Raw genomic sequence first — 16,680 nt, 5'->3', positions numbered from 1 at the left:
ATGATATCAATGAACGAATTAATCCCGGTGGATGAAATCAACGAAGAGAACCGGGCCAGGTCCCGGGCGATCAATCTCCGCGTTGCATGCCCAGGCATTATCACGGCCTTTGACCCGGACGAACAGACCGTAACGGTACAATTAGCACTACGTGAAAAGCGGCGCGACGGCGACGGAAATGAACAATGGGTAGATATCCCGCAATTGGTAGATGTGCCGTTAGTATTGCCCCGCGGCGGCGGTTATGTCCTTACCTTGCCGGTACAAGCCGGAGATGAATGTTTAGTCGTATTCGGTGATGCCTGTATGGATGCCTGGTGGCAGAGCGGCGGCGTACAAAATCAGATTGATTGCAGACGCCATGACCTATCAGACGGCTTTGCTGTTTTGGGTGTATGGTCACAGCCGCAACGGGTGCCGCAGTATTCCACAACGGCGGCCGAACTCCGCAGCCTGGACGGCGGCGCTGGTATCTCTATTTCCGGCTCTACTATTACCATTCGTGCGTCAAACGTCAATATTACCGGCACAACGACAATTGAAGGCCGGAGCTTTTTGCAGCATACGCATACAGGGGTAGAAAGCGGCGGCGACAAGACGGGAGGCGTGGACTGATGATATACAGACAATTAGACGACAACGGCGATTATATCTTTGGACGCGGCAAACAGGCCTATTTATCCGGCGTGGAGGCGTGCGCCCAGGCAATTAAAACGCGGCTCTTGCTGCTGTACGCGGAATGGTGGGAAGACCTCGAAGACGGCTTACCCTTATTTGAACAGATTTTAGCGTCGCCCGGCAGTGACCGGAATATACAGGCCGTGGATCTGATTTTTAAGGACCGGATTGTAAACACGACGGGTGTGCAGTCTCTCGCATCCTATGAATCCAACTACGAGAACCGGCAATATAAATTTACATGCGTTGTAGAGACGCAGTACGGAGAATTAGTGGTATCTAACACGGGAGGTGTGTAAATGGCCTATTTTACCCCTTATATAGACGCGTCGGGCCTGCATATCCCGACCTATACTGATATTTTAAACGACATGATTGCATCGATGAAGGAGATTTACGGCAATGACATTTATCTCGAAAATGATAGTGCAGATTATCAGTTTTTATCTATACTTGCGCTTAAAGTATCCGACAGCTATCAGGCGGTCCAGTATGCGTATAATTCCCGCAGCCCGGAAACAGCCATCGGCGCGGCATTAGACAGTGTAGTCAAGTTAAACGGCATTTACCGTAAGCCGGCCGGCTATAGTACGTGCCAAGTCGTGCTGACCGGTACAGCTTTTACGGAAATCAAAAACGGCAGTGTAAAAGATACTACCGGCACTGTATGGAATCTCCCAGCATCGGTCATTATCGGCTCTGACGGGACGCTTACCACAACGGTTACATGCAGTGTAGCCGGTGCCGTGACAGCTATTGCCGGCGATATCAAAAAGATTAATACACCGACATATGGCTGGACCTCTGTAGTTAATAATGTTTCGGCCGTGCCAGGGAATGCCATTGAAACAGACGGCGAATTGCGCGCCCGGCAGACCGTATCGATTGCCAATCCGTCGCAGACCATGTTATCCGGGACGTTAGGTGCTATCCGGGCATTAGACAACGTGGAACGCGTGTCCGTGTATGAGAATGATACCAATGTATCCGACGTAGATGCAGACACCAACCCCTTTGGGCTGCCGCCCCATTCCATTACGTGCGTCGTAGAAGGCGGCGACGATACAGAGATAGCAGAGGCTATTTTGTACCATAAAGGCATCGGCTGCTACACGAACGGCACCACCGAAGTAGCCATTACAGATCAGAACGAATATATCAACAAAGTACGCTTTTATCGGCCGTCTTATGTGCCGGTACATGTCAGCCTAAAAATCAAAAAGTACACGGGCTATATATCCAGTTTAAGCCAGGATGTACGGGAGGCTATTTACACGTATTTAGAGGGCCTGGAAATCGGCCGTGATGTATCCGTGTCTATCCTGGCCGGTGTCATTGTTGGCTGTAACCCGAACCCGGCAAAGCCGCTGTTTGGTATCGCCTCGCTTACAATCGGCCGTTCCGCGGACAGCCTGGCGGCGGATGATATGACGATTAATTTCAACGAGCTTGCAAGCCCCAGTTATGACGATATCGAGGTGACGCAGTAATGGCAACGCCCGAAATCCCAGATAAAGAATACTATCGGAACCTTATCACGTCAGAATACCGGCTGGCGCCTAAATTTAATACGATGGTACGGCGCATGGTGGATTATAACTGTACCTTAGATACGCTCTTGTTGAATATGGTAGAGAAATTTGATTTAGACACTGCTACAGGGGAGCAATTAGACGTGTTAGGGGCTTGTATCGGCGTATCACGTGACTTAACATTCGAGCCGACGCCGGCGGGCCGTGGTGAGCTGATATCACCGACGGTAGACGAATTACAGGCAGATACAGACCCGTCGCAGTACATGATTTATCAGACACCGGGGAGTACTACCGTATCATACGCTGATACTATCCGGGGCTACGCGGCGGCAGATTTAAACGACGCGCCGCTTATTACAGACGATGTATACCGTATCATGATAAAAGCCCGTATCATCCAAGATATTTGGAAAGGGAACGTCCTGGACCTGTACGATATGTGGCACAATTTATTTCCTGAATCGTTAGGCATACAGATACAGGACTTGCAGGACATGTCATTTAATATCGTTCTCGTCGGCCGCTATACGGGATTGATGCAGGAACTGATTTTACACGGCTACATTATCCCGAAGCCCGAAGGCGTGCGCATCAATATGCTCTCTTTTGTCGATACGGACGGCTTGCCTATCTTTGCATACGATTACGACACACTCAATTACAGCGGCTATCAATCACACTGGTTACAGGCCAGGGAAACGGAGTAATATATGGCAACTAGTAATTTTCTCATCTTTGCCGAAAACGTCGAAGATGAAAACATGGAAACCGACACGGATTACGAGGTGGATACACAACGCATGACCGGTGTTGTGCCGGGGATTGCCGTGCCGAAAATGCATAATAAGCTGTATCGGCAGTCTACCATCATGACGGCGGCCATTGCCCAATCTATTGTACAGGCCGGTTACAATGCCTTAGACAGTGATTACAGCGGCCTTGTGGCCAACTTGCGGCGGACCTTTGCCGGCTCTGTAAATGGTGTACGGCCGGACGCAACGGGCAATATTGACCTGACAGACGTACTCAATACAATCAAAGAGTATGCAACGCCCTCTATTGGGCAAATCATCATTACCAAAGACCCGGCCAGCCCGGCGCAAAAGTACACCGGCACAACGTGGGAATTGGTAGAAGAAGGGACCTTTATCATGGCCGCAGGGAAAACAGCGGCGCCCGGCTCTACCGGCGGCAGTAATACCCATACGATTACTATCGCGGAAATACCAGAACACAACCACGGCGCCACAGAATCCCCGGCCGCTGGCCATAATCACACAGGGAATACCAACAGTGTGGATTTATCCGGCAATTTTAGGAGCCGGTCTAATATGTTTTATGATGTAAACAAAGGACCCTCTCAAACACTGGGCACCGCCAGTACAAGCGGCCGCTTTACGGTAAAAGAATCGGGACTTAGGGCAGACGGGAATGCAGACGATAATAGATCAGACTATATCGTGCACTTTGACGGCAACCACAATCACAGTTTTACCACGTCGTTTTACCCGGCCCATAAGCACGATATATCTATAAGCAACACCGGCGGCGGGCAGAGTTACGATTCCCGGCCAAAATACATGGCCTTTTACATCTGGGTTCGTACCGCGTAGAGGAGGGATACAATGGCAATTACAAATGCGCGTATACAGTTTTCGTCTGATACGGTCACGCAATGGCAGAAAGTAAATCCGAAACTCCGGGAGGGAGAAATGGCCGTTGCAAAGCGTGACAGCGGAAAATTTTTAATCAAGGTAGGTAGTGCCGGCGGCTCTACCTATAACGAATCTATCACCGTATGGGACCAAGAAACAGCAGAATCTCTGACCGCGGCATCGGCTGCATCAGCGTCCGCGGCATCGGCATCGCAGACAGCGGCGGCAGCCAGTGCCAGCGCAGCCAGTGCCATCCAGACGGCGGCTAAAGCGTCCGAAACAGCGGCGAAATTAAGCGAAACGAACGCCAAAACCAGCGAAAGAAACGCCAAAGCCAGCGAAACAGCGGCGAAATTAAGCGAAACGAACGCCAAAACCAGCGAAACAAACGCGGCGGCATCGTCTACAAGTGCCAGCGCCTATGCGTCGGCGGCAAAAACGTCTGAAACGAACGCGAAGAACTTTAGTAATTCCATTATGGCACAAATTCAAAACGCGGCATCTAGTGCGACAGAGGCCGGAGATTATGCCAACGCTGCCGGTGTATCTGCACAAGCAGCAGCCGATAGCCAGACAGCGGCATCAAAAAGCGAAATTAATGCATCCTCGTATGAACAGCAGACAAAAATCTATGCTGATAATGCCAGCGAAAGTGCTAGTGCAGCAGCTGAAAGTGCAAAATCCATTACGGAAGATAAATTTTATACGCAAGCGGAGATGGATGCTAAATATCTTATATCCAAAACAGAACCATCTAATCCGAATGACGGGAGCCTTTGGTTTGATACCGGAAATATGTTAATAAAAGCCCGTATTAATGGCGCCTGGGTTTCTTTTGGTGCTGTATATAGTGGATAAACGAAAGGATATGAAGAGATGAATCGAAAGAATAAATTTCTAAATAGAAATATTAATACGATTTTTATTATGTTAGGGAACGAATGCAATCTTAATTGTAAATATTGCTTGCAACATCCATTAGTGGAACATCCTATCTCTCACGAAATTAACCCAGATATCTATGATTTCATTGAAGAGGTTAGCAACGAAATTAGTGATGGAAATAAATTAAGATTACAATTTTTTGGAGGCGAGCCGCTTTTATTTTGGGATAATATCAAAAAAATCGTTGCTGAAACGCAAAAACGTAACTTGCCGGTCGAATATTCCGTAATGACAAATGGTAAGCTCATAACGCAGGAGATGGTGGAGTTTTTTAATCAATATGATTTTTGGGTATGTGTATCATGGGACGGGTTCAATGTACTGCAAACAAGAGGATTCGATGCGTTTGCCCCGGGATCTGAACAAAGGGAACTAATTTTAAAAATAAATCAATTGGGCGTATCCGCTGTATTAAGCGCATATGCCTATCCCATTGATATTTGTGATGCATTTCAGATGATTGAAAATGCATACTACCCAATTCATAAACATCATTTATATATGAATGTAGATGAAATTATGGATACTGGTGGCATTCCGCAAGATTTGACGCATTTTGACTATGATAGATTAGTTGCAGAGATATCAGCTCTTACTGATGAATATTTAGAAGAACGTAAAACCGGAGATGTACCGAATGATAAGTACGCGAGAAATGTATATATCCATGAGAAATACGACCGGTTACGATGGTTTTATATGAATGAATATAATAACGGTGAGTATAAGGGTATCACTTGCTGTTGTGGCAATGGGTATACTACGTATAATTTAGGATTAGATGGTTCGTTATATCCTTGTCATAATACATCTATCAAAGCAGGCTCTATTTATGATTCTTATATGAATTATATGAATAATATTATAAGCGGGGATACTACGAAAGAACGCAGAGATATATGCAAGGAATGCCCTGCTGTTGCTTATTGTTGCGGTGGCTGTAAGTTAATCTCTCATGATGCAAGACAACAGACATATTGTAAACTAAAGCGTTCAGTTTTTATTCCGGTACTCAGGAAAGTACAAGAACTGGGGAAAAAGGTGATGAGTGACGATGGCTGTTAATGGGGCAATTACAAAAACAAATTTTACAGACGCAACCAATTTAGCAACCGGTGTAGAAACGAAAGTAAAAGCCATCCATATCACGGAACTACGAACAGCAATTGCTAAATTAGAGCAGTATGCGACACATGTCGATAATTGCGGTTATGCTAACTGTTGTGAGAGCTGTCAGGATGCATGCTCCTGTCAATCTTGTCAATCCTGTCAGAGGTGTCAAAGCTGTCAGGATGCATGCTCCTGTCAATCCTGTCAGTCTACGCGGTGCCAGTCCTGTCAGCTTAGGGAATGTTGATGGTTTTAAACAAGATAACGCAAGGCGAAAGAGGTGGTATTCATGGCATACACAGACGGAACATTAAATAGCTCTGTCACAATAAAACGCACGCATGTATCGGAACTAGCAAATGAAGTAAATACAATCATATCGAATGCAAAACTAACAAGTGCCATATCTACCGGCACTATGGACTACAGCACAATAAACAAAAATAATATAACTAACTTACAAAAGGCCATTAATGCATTAGAAGGCAGCTTTAGCAATAACTGTTGTGAATCGAACCATTGTCAGACTTGCCAATCTGACCGATGCCAATCCTGCCAAGGGTGTCAAAATGCATGTACATGTCAGTCTTCTCGATGTCAAAGCTGTCAGTCTTGTCAACAAGATTGTTCATGTCAATCACAGTGTTATCCCGGTAGCTCCTGTTTCATTTCCGGTACGAAGGTTCTTATGGCAAACGGTGTATGGAAGCCTATTGAAACAATACAAATAGGCGAATATGTACAAGGACCCGCCGGTGTCAACAAGGTTATTGGTACGCAGTATACGCATCTAGGGAATAGACGTTGCATATGGACTTTTAGCGATAGGAGCATCTACTTTTCAGGGGAGCATTTATTCTGGGTACGGAAACAAGAAACCGAATTTTTCGGCGTGGCAGATATGACACAACACATATTAGAAAAAGACGTGGTGCTTTGCCCGCAATATAAAGGGCTGACGCTTAGTCAGGACGTACTTGTTATTGATCGGCCAGTTGATTATGCAGTAATAGATGGATGGAAACACGATGAACCGATGATTGCCAGAGAATACGGTACAGATACAGAATTATACGAGCTGGTAATTGATGGCAGTCATATGATGTTTGCAAACGGGTACTTAGTTGCCGCAAATGCACATGATGATGATTTTGATTACAGTACAATTTGCTGGAATGGGTTAAAAAATACCGGTAACAAGAAAGGAGTGATGTAAATGGATGAAGTTATTAAGGCAATGCATATTTTACAAAAAAATTGTTCCAGCCCTAATTGTACAAATTGCCTGTTTTATCGTCCTCCCAGATTTTTTGCAGATAATACCTGTAAAATAAACAATCCGCATACCTGGGAAGCAGAAATACCGGAACAAAAAAACAACAGGAAAGTTAAAAAATAGTAAAGGAGGTACGCATGGAGGGTTTACTGGCACTAATCCGGCACATTGTACCGGGAGAAATTGAGATCACATGGGGAGGGATAACGGCATTGGTAGGCAGTATACTAACCACGTTCCTGGGCTGGGACAAGACAATCGAGGTACTGCTATTTGCCATGGTCATTGATTACATGACGGGCGTGCTGGCAGCTTATATCAACCCCAATATGGCACTCAATAGCACAAAGGGATTTAGGGGCATTTGTAAAAAAATCATCATTCTGCTACTCGTGGCACTAGCGCACGAGCTGGACAAAATAACCGGACAACCGCTCATACAAACGATGGTTGTCTGGTTTTTTATCGGTAATGAAGGGCTTAGTATTGTCGAAAACGCAGCCAAAGCGGGCTTACCTATCCCGCAGAAACTACGTGATACATTAGAGCAATTAAGCGCAGAGAAGGGAGAAGTGAAGAAATGAAAGTATTTATTAATCCAGGACACGCACCGAACGGCAACCCGGACCCGGGCGCAGTCAACGAAACAACCGGCCTCAGAGAATCGGATGTAGCGGCTCATGTAGGCGAATCCGTCGCGCAGTACCTGGCGGCCGCCGGCGTAGATGCCGAAGTATTTCAAAGCGACGATTTGGCCACGATTTGCGCCACAGCAAATGAAAGCGGTGCTGATCTGTTTATTTCCATTCATTGCAATGCAGCTGACGCAGAAAGCGCGCTGGGTACGGAAACGTACTGTTACCCCGGTTCTAAGGCCGGCTATGCGTTGGCAAATGCCGTACAACAGCAAATTGTAACGAGCTTACACACGGTAGACCGCGGCGTCAAAGAGGCTGTACCGGGCCGTAACGGCCTGTATGTACTCAATAATACGGACATGCCGGCAATCTTGGTTGAATTAGCCTTTATCAGTAATGCGCACGACGAAGAGCTTTTATCCAAACGACAGGAGGCCTTTTCCCGTGCCATTGCTAGAGGAGTAACAGACTATCAGTGCGCGCTGTAACCGGGGGAGGTGATCTTTTTATCTGCGCGCCTTTTTACCTATTTATAAAAAACAGGAGGAAAACAGTATGAGTAAATGGACAGAAGTTCGGGATGCCCTGGTGGACGCATTAAGCGTCGAAGACGTAGCCGCAACAGCAAAGGACCAGCTGACGACAAGCCTGGCGACAGACGGCATGGAGGCTATTCAGGGCGTAGCCGACAAATTTATCACAGAGATTCAGAGCCAGGCGGCCACAGAAAGCGGTTGGTCGGCAATCCGTGACAAGATTGTATTGCCAGTATTGATTAGCGGCGGCCTTTGGATCGCAAAAGTGGTTGTTGCAAAAAGTGCAACAACCGACAACAAGGACGTACAGTAACAGTAGTAACCTATAGTAACTCAAAGTAACTCAGAGTAAGATACGGCAAAATCGGAGCCGGTATGTGCCATCGCATACCGGCTCTTTTTTTATAAAAGAAGGAGGGATATATATAAATTGGGAGAATTAAAGCCGGTCATCAGATGGGTTGGCTGCAAAGAGCGTGTTATGTCGTATATACTGGACCGTGTGCCAAAATCATATCGTACATACTGGGAACCCTTTGTGGGGGGGGCATCGGTTCTTTTAGCACTACAGCCTAACGCGGCACATATCAACGACCGCAATACACAACTAATGAACACATACAGATGTATTAAAGATTGCCCGGAAGCGCTTATCACGGCATTACAGGCATTAGCGGCCGGTGGATGCACGAAAGAAAAATACAATGCACTGCGTGCGCGATATAACGACAAGATGACGGCAGACGAAAACGACGTAGAAGAGGCGGCGCTTTTAATTTATCTAAATTTTTACTGCCATCATCGTATGTATCGGACAAATAAACGCGGCCTGTTTAACTCTTCGTATAACTACACCACGCGCGATTTCTCAGTTACCGCGGAACGAATACAGGCATTATCTCAATACATGAAAGCAAGTGACGTACAAATCAAAAACACGAATTTTGATACTTTCCTTGCGGATGTATCAGCCGGCGATTTCGTCTATATGGATCCGCCGTATTTACCAGTAACGGAATCTCTTAAATTTAACGAATACACCGCTCATAAATTTAACTATGACGACCATGCCCTTTTAGCACAGGTATTCCGCCGTCTGGATGCCATCGGTGCCTATGTCATGGTAAGCAATAGCAACGTGCCGGCAGTCTATGACTTATATAGTGGCTATAACATACAGCCGGTAACGGTGCGGCGCGTTTTCCAGGTAAAAAATCAGCGGCAAGATACAGAGCTGTTAATTACAAATTATTAAAAAGGCCGGGGCATATGCTCCGACCTTTTTGTATGTTGCTATCAGGCGCACCGCAAGACGGAAACCGCGAAGTACTCACTACTCACATAGATAGTACAAGAGTTCGCACAATAGCTCAAATGGTTCACCACATGAAACGCCTGCAGCATTTTGTTGCAGGCGTTTTTTTTTGAATAGGCGAAGCACCAAAGCTCCATAGGCTACCACCTGTGGGGATTGGGGTGCAGTTCACTCTAGGAGGCAGCAGGAGGAACGAGAAAATGGCAAAAGAACGAGATGAAGATTTGTTGTGTCCAGTTTGCAAGAAACATTATTTTGAATTTTATGGTGATTTTGATGAATGCCCTATTTGTGGCTGGACGAATGACGTTGTTCAAAAAGATAAGCCGGACTGGGAAGGTTGCGGTAACGACATGAGCTTGAACGAAGCCAGAGAAGCCTATAAGCACGGAAAAACCATAGAATGAAATGAGGCGTCGTCTATGTACAAAGAAAAGCTAAGAAAAACACTGAAAACATATCGGGACGATAAAGAATGGCTAGATGGTTTTATGGGGTTGATTGATACGGAAGATGAGGCCGAAGAACTTCTATATGCCATTGAACATGGCTGGGCTAACACACCCGGTGATATTTTAAGATATCTTGTTAGTATTAAGAATGATGCCCCATTTGTAGAAGAAGATTAATAAAATCGTAACACCGACCACCTGCAGCAATGCAGGTGGTTTTTCATGCCTTTACATTTTCCTTCTCTGTGCTATAGCAATCAATAGTTAATCAACCAAAAAAAGGTGATTGCATCAATCCATCGTGTCAGGAGTTATCCTATGCGACGTGGCGTTGAAGGGGAAACGCAGTATATACGCTCTCGTTGCCCCTTATTTTACATACTTACAGTCGTTACGGTTTGCTCTTAACGACTTTTTTTATAATATCTTTTACGATTTGCGTAGCCGGTGTGACGAATTGTTGTTTTTGCGTGGCAAGGCCGATCGTACGATACGGGTTATTTTGAATATCTAAAATTTGGATATTGCCGTGAACTAATTTTAAAACGAGAGAAGGTAATATGCTGATTCCAAGGCCGCTTTCCACTAACGCGACAATAGACGAGTCGTTGGCCAGCGTATGGGGCGAAAACAAGGGTATATGATTGGCGGAGAAGAAAGGCTGAATATCGTACGTATAACCTCCCGGCGAGGCGACGAGATTATAGTTGGAGATTTCTTCAATTGTGATGAGCCCTCCTTGTTTAAACGTATATTCTAACGGGGCAATGCAGACCATTTTATCTAAATACAGGGTTTCGTAATCCAATATATCCGTTTGTATAGGAGGCAAAAAGGAAATATCCAGCGTACCGTTTTTCATATTGCTTTCCAATTCCGGGTATTCGCCTTCATGAACGATAAGCTGTATTTCCAAGTGATTCTTTTTCAGTTCCTGGAAGACTGAGGGAAGCCAGTAGCAGCATGTACTGTTGTAGGTGCCGATATGCACTACGCCATGCTGTATATTCTGCAGGATTTCTAATTCTTTATGTATTTTTGAATGTAATGCCAAAAGATTTTGAATTTGCGGCAATATTTCCCGCCCATATGTAGTAAGGATGACATTATTTTTAGAACGGATAAATAAAGGAAATCCGACGTCTTTTTCCATTTTTGTAATGGCGTGACTGATGGCCGACGGGCTTAAATACAGGCTGCGGGCTGCTTTTGAAAAATTTCCTGTCGTTGCTACGGCGTTGAATATGCGATACGAAGAAAGTTCCATTGTATTCCTCCTATAAGAATAACGTGAATAACATTCAAATATAATGTGAATATTATGATGTTTACTCATTTATGTATTTAGGATATCATATACATACGAAATTGGAAAGCATCCAATCGAGGCGTATTTGAATGGAAATAATATTTTTATAATATCTTTCAAGGAGGTAAGGTAAGATGCGTGTAAAAAAGTATAAATCAATGGACGGTAATACGGCGGCGGCATATGCGTCGTATGCGTTTACAGATGTGGCGGCTATTTATCCGATTACGCCGTCTTCCGATATGGCGCAGCATATCGACGAATGGGCGACGGAAGGAAGAAAGAATATTTTTGGGGAAGTCGTCAATGTATTGGAAATGCAGTCGGAAAAGGGCGCATCCGGCGCGGTGCACGGTTCGCTCCAGGCTGGCGCGTTGACGAGTACCTATACATCGTCGCAGGGTTTGATGCTCATGATTCCCAATATGTTTAAAATTGCCGGCGAGCTGCTTCCGGGCGTATTTCACGTAGCGTCTCGCTTAGTCGCTTCGAATGGGTTAGGCATATTTTGCGATTATTCCGATGTACTGACGACGCGTCCTACAGGCTTTGCTCTGCTTTCATCGGCTAGCGTACAGCAAGTGATGGATTTAGCAGCAGTAGCTCATCTGAGTGCGATTAAAGGGCGGGTTCCCTTCCTGCACTTCTTCGATGGATTCCGCACGTCTCATGAAATCCAGAAAATCGAAGTCTTAGATTACGAAGACCTAAAAGGGCTGGTAGATATGGATGCTGTCAACGCGTTCCGCCGCAACTCCCTGAATCCGGATCATCCCTGCGTACGGGGCACTGTACAAAACGCGGATATTCACTTCCAGCAGCGTGAGGTTACGAACCATTATTGGAATGATTTGCCAGATATCGTCGAGCACTATATGGATGAAATCGAAAGGCTCACCGGCCGCCGGTATCATCTTTTCGATTATTATGGGGCAGACGACGCCGAACGGGTTATCATCTGTATGGGCTCTATGAGCCAGACGGCTGAAGAGGTCGTCGACGCATTGACGGCCAGAGGCGAAAAGGTAGGCGTCGTCACAGTACATCTGTATCGTCCGTTCTCGCTGAAGCATTTCTTTGCCGTTATTCCGAAAACCGTGAAAGTTATTACGGCGCTAGATCGCGTAAAAGAAATCAATGCCCAAGCGGAGCCGCTGTATATGGACGTCAAGACGGCTTTCTATAATGCCGACGTTAAGCCTATCGTAGTCGGCGGCCGTATTGGAATCGGTGGGAAAGATATCCGGCCGTCTCACATAAACGACGTATTTGAAAATATGAAGCAAGATGCGCCTAAGGATCATTTTACCGTAGGTATTATCGACGATATGAACGGCACGGGATTGCCCCATAATGAAGACGCTATTCAGATTAAGCATCCGCAAATCAGCGAATGTAAATTCTGGGGGTTAGGATCAGACGGAACGGTGGGAGCCAATAAGAGTGCCATCAAGATCATCGGCGATAACACGAATAAATACGCGCAAGCCTATTTTGCTTATGACTCTAAAAAATCCGGCGGTATTACTGTATCCCATTTGCGGTTCGGCGATATTCCCATTCGCCTTACCTATCTCGTCGACCAAGCCGATTACGTATCGTGTTCGCAGCAGTCGTATGTCTATAAGTACAATATATTGAACGGATTAAAGAAAAAGGGCATTTTCCTGTTAAATACGATTTGGAAGCCTGAAGAATTAGAGGAACGCCTTCCGGCGTCTATGAGGCGGTACCTTGCGCGGAAGGAAATACAATTTTATACGTTGAACGCCGTAGAGCTCGCCCGTGAAATCGGCCTCGGCAACCGCACGAATATGATTATGCAGGCCGCTTTCTTTACATTATCCGACATTATTCCCATTGAAGACGCCATAACGTATTTGAAAAACTCGGTGCAGGTGACGTACGGCAAAAAGGGCGACGACGTCGTGGAAATGAACTTTAAAGCGATTGAAAAGGGCGTAACGGAATTGGTAAAAATTGATGTTCCCGACGCATGGGCTGACGCTGTTGATGTGAAGCGTCCGACGGAGGAAGCTGTCCCGGCTTATGTCAAAGACTTCCTCATTCCGGTGAATCGTCTGGAAGGTGACGAGGTGCCCGTCAGCGGCATGATTCCCATGGAGGACGGCTCCTATCCCGTCGGCACGGCAGCCTATGAAAAGCGCGGCGTATCTATCTTTGTTCCCAAGTGGGATGCGGCGAAATGTATTCAATGCAATCAATGCGCTATGGTTTGTCCGCACGGTTGCATCCGCCCGATATTGCTGACGGCCGACGAAAAAGCGGCGGCTCCAAAAGCTATTGCAACGAAACAGGCCGTCGGGGCGGCAAATTATGAATTTTACATGGCGATTTCCGTACTGGACTGCACGGGATGCCAGAACTGCGTCAACGTATGCCCAGCGAAAGAAAAAGCGCTTTCTATGCAGATTCTTTCAGAAGAGAGCGAAGAAGCTGTCCTTTGGAAGTACACGGCCGGGCTGCCACAGAAGGCCAATCCGTTCAGCAAATGGACCGTCAAAGGCAGTCAATTTGAAAAGCCGTTGTTTGAATTCTCCGGCGCTTGCGCAGGCTGCGGCGAAACGCCGTATATCAAGCTGCTGACGCAATTGTACGGCGACCGCATGTTGGTAGCGAATTCTGCCGGATGCGCTCATGTATTTTCCGGCAGCGTGCCGGCCTCGCCGTATACGACAGATGCTAAAGGCCACGGACCGGCTTGGAATAGCTCGCTTTTTGAAGATACGGCGGAATTTGGCTTAGGCTTATTCAGTGGCACGCAGCAGATCCAGCGGCAGATGGCTTCGGCGGCCCGCGCTGCTATCGCGCTGCATCTCAGCGATGAGTTGGATCAGGTGTTGTCGGATTGGCTGGAGCATCAGCACGTATCGGAAGGGACGAGAGAGCGGGCTGAAAACGTATTGGCAGCTATTCGTAAAATAGAGAATTTGCCAAAGCCTTTGCAGGATTTGGCAGACAATAAGGATTATCTCGTAACACAAAGCCAATGGCTCATCGGCGGCGACGGCTGGGCTTACGACATCGACTACGGCGGCTTGGATCACGTATTGGCCCAGGGGAAAAATATTAACGCCCTCGTGCTCGATACGGAAGTCTACTCCAATACGGGCGGTCAGGCTTCCAAATCTACGCCTTTTGCAGCCATCGCCAAGTTCGCCGCCGGCGGCAAGGCGACGAAGAAGAAAGACTTAGGACGCATTTTCATGTCCTACGGCTACATATACGTCGCGCAGATCGCTATGGGCGCGGACAAGGCCCAGACCCTTAAAGCACTGGCTGAAGCGGAAGCCTATCCGGGTCCGTCTATCGTCATCGCCTATTGCCCGTGTATTAATCACGGCATCAAATCGGGGATGAACAGCAGCCAGAAAGAGCAGAAAAAAGCCGTCGAATGCGGCTATTGGTCGTTATATCGGTATAATCCTTTGCTGGCGCAGGAAGGGAAAAATCCCTTTAGCATGGATTCGAAACCGCCGACGGGAAACTTCCGCGAATTCCTGATGAACGAAGTACGCTTTGCTTCTCTCATGAAAGTAAAACCAGATGCAGCGGAAGAATTGTTTAAAAAGACAGAGCAAGACGCCATGGATAAACTCGCTTATTATCAGTCGCTGGTTTCAAAATAATAGTAAAGAAGAATCGGCGCTACCGTCGTTGCGGGATGAGGACGGCGCGCCGGTTCCCTCAGTATCGTTTGAGAGAGGATGGTATCTATGTATCACTTTGCAGATCGATGGTCGACAGAAGCCATGGAAAAGACAGGCGTTATTTTGAATAATTTATTCAGCGCTATGAGCGACCCTACGTTAGTCTCGTTTGGTGGCGGATCGCCAGCGAAGGAAGCGCTGCCCGTCGAAATTTTGCAGCGTATTTCCCAAGCTGTATTCCGACGGGAAGGCAGGGGCGTAGAAGCCTTGGCGTATGGACAGACTCAGGGATTGACGGACCTGCGCGAGATCATTGTCACGCAGTTGTTGGCGCCTAAAGGCGTGCAGACGAAGATTGAAAACGTCATGATTACCGCCGGCGGATTGGAATCTATGAATCTCATGTGTCAGGTATTCATCAATCCGGGCGACGTTATTCTGGTGGAAGATCCGACATTCGTGCACTGTACGATGATTTTTCAGATGTTTGGAGCCAAGTGCGTTCCTTGCCCGATGGATGACCATGGACTGGTAATGGAAGAGGTAGAAGAAAAAATCAAGCAGTATCATCCTAAATTTATCTATACCATCCCGACATTCCAAAACCCGACGGGCATTACGTTGTCGCAGGAACGGAGACAGAAGCTGGCCGAATTGGCGGAAACGTACGATGTCATAGTCCTTGAAGACGATCCGTACCGCGATATTCGCTACAGCGGCCATGACTTATTGCCTGTTAAATCCTTTGACAGGGTAGGAAACGTGGTGCTGGCCAATAGTTTTTCTAAGATTTTCTCGCCGGGCAGCCGCCTTGGCTACATTGTTGCCGACGAACAAATTATGGCGAAGCTGTTCGACGCTAAAATGGCGACCAATTCGCACTGCAGTAAAATTTCCGAAGTCCTTTGCGCCGAATTTTTTAAGCAAGGGTATTATCCTGAACATTTGAAGAAGATATGCCAAATATATCGGGAGCGACGCGACGCCATGATGGAAAGCCTGGATGCTTATTTCCCGGCCGGCACGAAGCATACCTATCCGGACGGCGGTTTGTTTACCTGGGTTGAATTGCCGGGAGGCATCAATACGACGGAACTCTTGGCGGAATCAGTCAGACATTGCCGCGTGGCCTTTATTGTCGGAGAAGGATTTTTTGTAGAGGGAAACGGAAAAGGCAGCAATGCCATGCGCATGAGTTTCGGTAACGTTCCTGTCGATGTTATCCGCAGTTCGATCAAGACGCTGGGAGACTATATTTGCGCGAAGTTGTAAGCTTTGATGATTTAGAATTGAGGATACCTTGTTAGCATCAAGAAAAACGCTCTATTTGTAGAAGAAGAAAATTGAACTAAATCGCAACAAAGACCACTTGCAGCGATGCAGGTGGTCTTTGTCATGCCTGACAGGGAGGCTACTGATGAACAAAACAAAAGAAAATCTCCGGCGGCTTCATGCCCTCGTTCGTGTCGGTACCCAATAGGCCCCTGATCCGAAGTATTGACGGATGATGAAGGGCGTAAAGTTGCCATTTAAACAAAATAGCAACTTTGTCATATAAAA

At 46.6% G+C, this 16,680-nt stretch carries 18 protein-coding genes; 17 read left to right on the top strand and 1 reads right to left on the bottom strand.

The genetic code is table 11. From position 1 onward, the window contains the following. Nucleotides 1-9: 9 nt before the first annotated feature. The 15 genes from PGX44_RS01010 (at nucleotide 10) to PGX44_RS00940 (ending at nucleotide 10,317) form a co-directional block, all read left to right on the top strand. The gene (locus PGX44_RS01010; protein ID WP_498853882.1) at nucleotides 10-615 is read left to right on the top strand and encodes a Gp138 family membrane-puncturing spike protein; all 606 of its coding nucleotides are present in this window, start codon (nucleotides 10-12) and stop codon (nucleotides 613-615) included. Further along, complete coding sequence (locus PGX44_RS01005) at nucleotides 615-977, top strand: contractile injection system sheath initiator (protein WP_498853881.1); 363 nt, start codon at nucleotides 615-617, stop codon at nucleotides 975-977. Before PGX44_RS01010 ends, PGX44_RS01005 begins: the two co-directional genes overlap by 1 nt. Further along, the gene (locus PGX44_RS01000; protein ID WP_498853880.1) at nucleotides 978-2,168 is read left to right on the top strand and encodes a baseplate J/gp47 family protein; all 1,191 of its coding nucleotides are present in this window, start codon (nucleotides 978-980) and stop codon (nucleotides 2,166-2,168) included. Continuing rightward, complete coding sequence (locus PGX44_RS00995; protein ID WP_498853879.1) at nucleotides 2,168-2,920, top strand: baseplate wedge 1 family protein; 753 nt, start codon at nucleotides 2,168-2,170, stop codon at nucleotides 2,918-2,920. The genes PGX44_RS01000 and PGX44_RS00995 overlap by 1 nt, the downstream gene beginning before the upstream one ends. Nucleotides 2,921-2,923: 3 nt before the next feature. Then, entirely contained in the window at nucleotides 2,924-3,826 is a 903-nt protein-coding gene (locus tag PGX44_RS00990) for a phage baseplate protein (RefSeq protein ID WP_498853878.1), read from the top strand. A 12-nt stretch (nucleotides 3,827-3,838) separates the two neighbouring features. Continuing rightward, entirely contained in the window at nucleotides 3,839-4,726 is an 888-nt protein-coding gene (locus PGX44_RS00985; RefSeq protein WP_498853877.1) for a hypothetical protein, read from the top strand. 18 nt (nucleotides 4,727-4,744) lie between these two features. Next, the gene (locus PGX44_RS00980; RefSeq protein ID WP_498853876.1) at nucleotides 4,745-5,878 is read left to right on the top strand and encodes a radical SAM protein; all 1,134 of its coding nucleotides are present in this window, start codon (nucleotides 4,745-4,747) and stop codon (nucleotides 5,876-5,878) included. Between the two features lie 733 nt (nucleotides 5,879-6,611). Beyond that, a complete protein-coding gene (locus tag PGX44_RS00975) occupies nucleotides 6,612-7,139 on the top strand; it encodes a hypothetical protein (protein ID WP_498853875.1) in 528 nt (175 codons plus the stop codon). Continuing rightward, nucleotides 7,140-7,322 (top strand): hypothetical protein, encoded by a 183-nt coding sequence (locus PGX44_RS00970; protein WP_498853874.1) that lies wholly within the window; start codon nucleotides 7,140-7,142, stop codon nucleotides 7,320-7,322. Nucleotides 7,323-7,336: 14 nt separating this feature from the next. After that, nucleotides 7,337-7,783 (top strand): phage holin family protein, encoded by a 447-nt coding sequence (locus PGX44_RS00965; protein WP_498853873.1) that lies wholly within the window; start codon nucleotides 7,337-7,339, stop codon nucleotides 7,781-7,783. Continuing rightward, the gene (locus PGX44_RS00960) at nucleotides 7,780-8,325 is read left to right on the top strand and encodes an N-acetylmuramoyl-L-alanine amidase family protein (RefSeq protein ID WP_498853872.1); all 546 of its coding nucleotides are present in this window, start codon (nucleotides 7,780-7,782) and stop codon (nucleotides 8,323-8,325) included. The genes PGX44_RS00965 and PGX44_RS00960 overlap by 4 nt, the downstream gene beginning before the upstream one ends. A 67-nt stretch (nucleotides 8,326-8,392) precedes the next feature. Then, nucleotides 8,393-8,686: a hypothetical protein gene (locus PGX44_RS00955; RefSeq protein ID WP_498853871.1), complete on the top strand. Its 294-nt coding sequence runs from the start codon at nucleotides 8,393-8,395 to the stop codon at nucleotides 8,684-8,686. A gap of 117 nt (nucleotides 8,687-8,803) precedes the next feature. Next, nucleotides 8,804-9,628 carry a DNA adenine methylase gene (locus PGX44_RS00950; RefSeq protein WP_498853870.1) on the top strand — a complete coding sequence of 275 codons (825 nt, stop codon included), beginning with the start codon at nucleotides 8,804-8,806 and terminating at the stop codon, nucleotides 9,626-9,628. A gap of 260 nt (nucleotides 9,629-9,888) precedes the next feature. Beyond that, the gene (locus PGX44_RS00945; RefSeq protein ID WP_498853869.1) at nucleotides 9,889-10,095 is read left to right on the top strand and encodes a CPCC family cysteine-rich protein; all 207 of its coding nucleotides are present in this window, start codon (nucleotides 9,889-9,891) and stop codon (nucleotides 10,093-10,095) included. Nucleotides 10,096-10,110: 15 nt separating this feature from the next. Continuing rightward, complete coding sequence (locus PGX44_RS00940) at nucleotides 10,111-10,317, top strand: hypothetical protein (protein ID WP_498853868.1); 207 nt, start codon at nucleotides 10,111-10,113, stop codon at nucleotides 10,315-10,317. A gap of 214 nt (nucleotides 10,318-10,531) precedes the next feature. Here the strand turns inward: PGX44_RS00940 and PGX44_RS00935 are convergent, their stop codons facing one another. Continuing rightward, nucleotides 10,532-11,407 (bottom strand): LysR family transcriptional regulator, encoded by an 876-nt coding sequence (locus PGX44_RS00935; protein ID WP_289001694.1) that lies wholly within the window; start codon nucleotides 11,405-11,407, stop codon nucleotides 10,532-10,534. A gap of 176 nt (nucleotides 11,408-11,583) precedes the next feature. Here PGX44_RS00935 and nifJ point away from each other — a divergent pair, with 176 nt between their 5' ends. Next, nucleotides 11,584-15,099 carry a pyruvate:ferredoxin (flavodoxin) oxidoreductase gene (nifJ, locus tag PGX44_RS00930; protein WP_498853867.1) on the top strand — a complete coding sequence of 1,172 codons (3,516 nt, stop codon included), beginning with the start codon at nucleotides 11,584-11,586 and terminating at the stop codon, nucleotides 15,097-15,099. A gap of 87 nt (nucleotides 15,100-15,186) precedes the next feature. Then, nucleotides 15,187-16,392: an aminotransferase-like domain-containing protein gene (locus tag PGX44_RS00925; protein ID WP_498853866.1), complete on the top strand. Its 1,206-nt coding sequence runs from the start codon at nucleotides 15,187-15,189 to the stop codon at nucleotides 16,390-16,392. The last annotated feature ends 288 nt before the right edge of the window (nucleotides 16,393-16,680 follow it).

It is taken from the genome of Caecibacter sp. AF58-12pH5A (assembly GCF_027681725.1).
GTDB classification, from domain to species: Bacteria; Bacillota; Negativicutes; order Veillonellales; family Megasphaeraceae; genus Megasphaera; species Megasphaera hominis.
The sequence above is the reverse complement of the archived record's forward strand: the minus strand, read 5'-3'. Positions and strand labels throughout refer to the sequence as shown.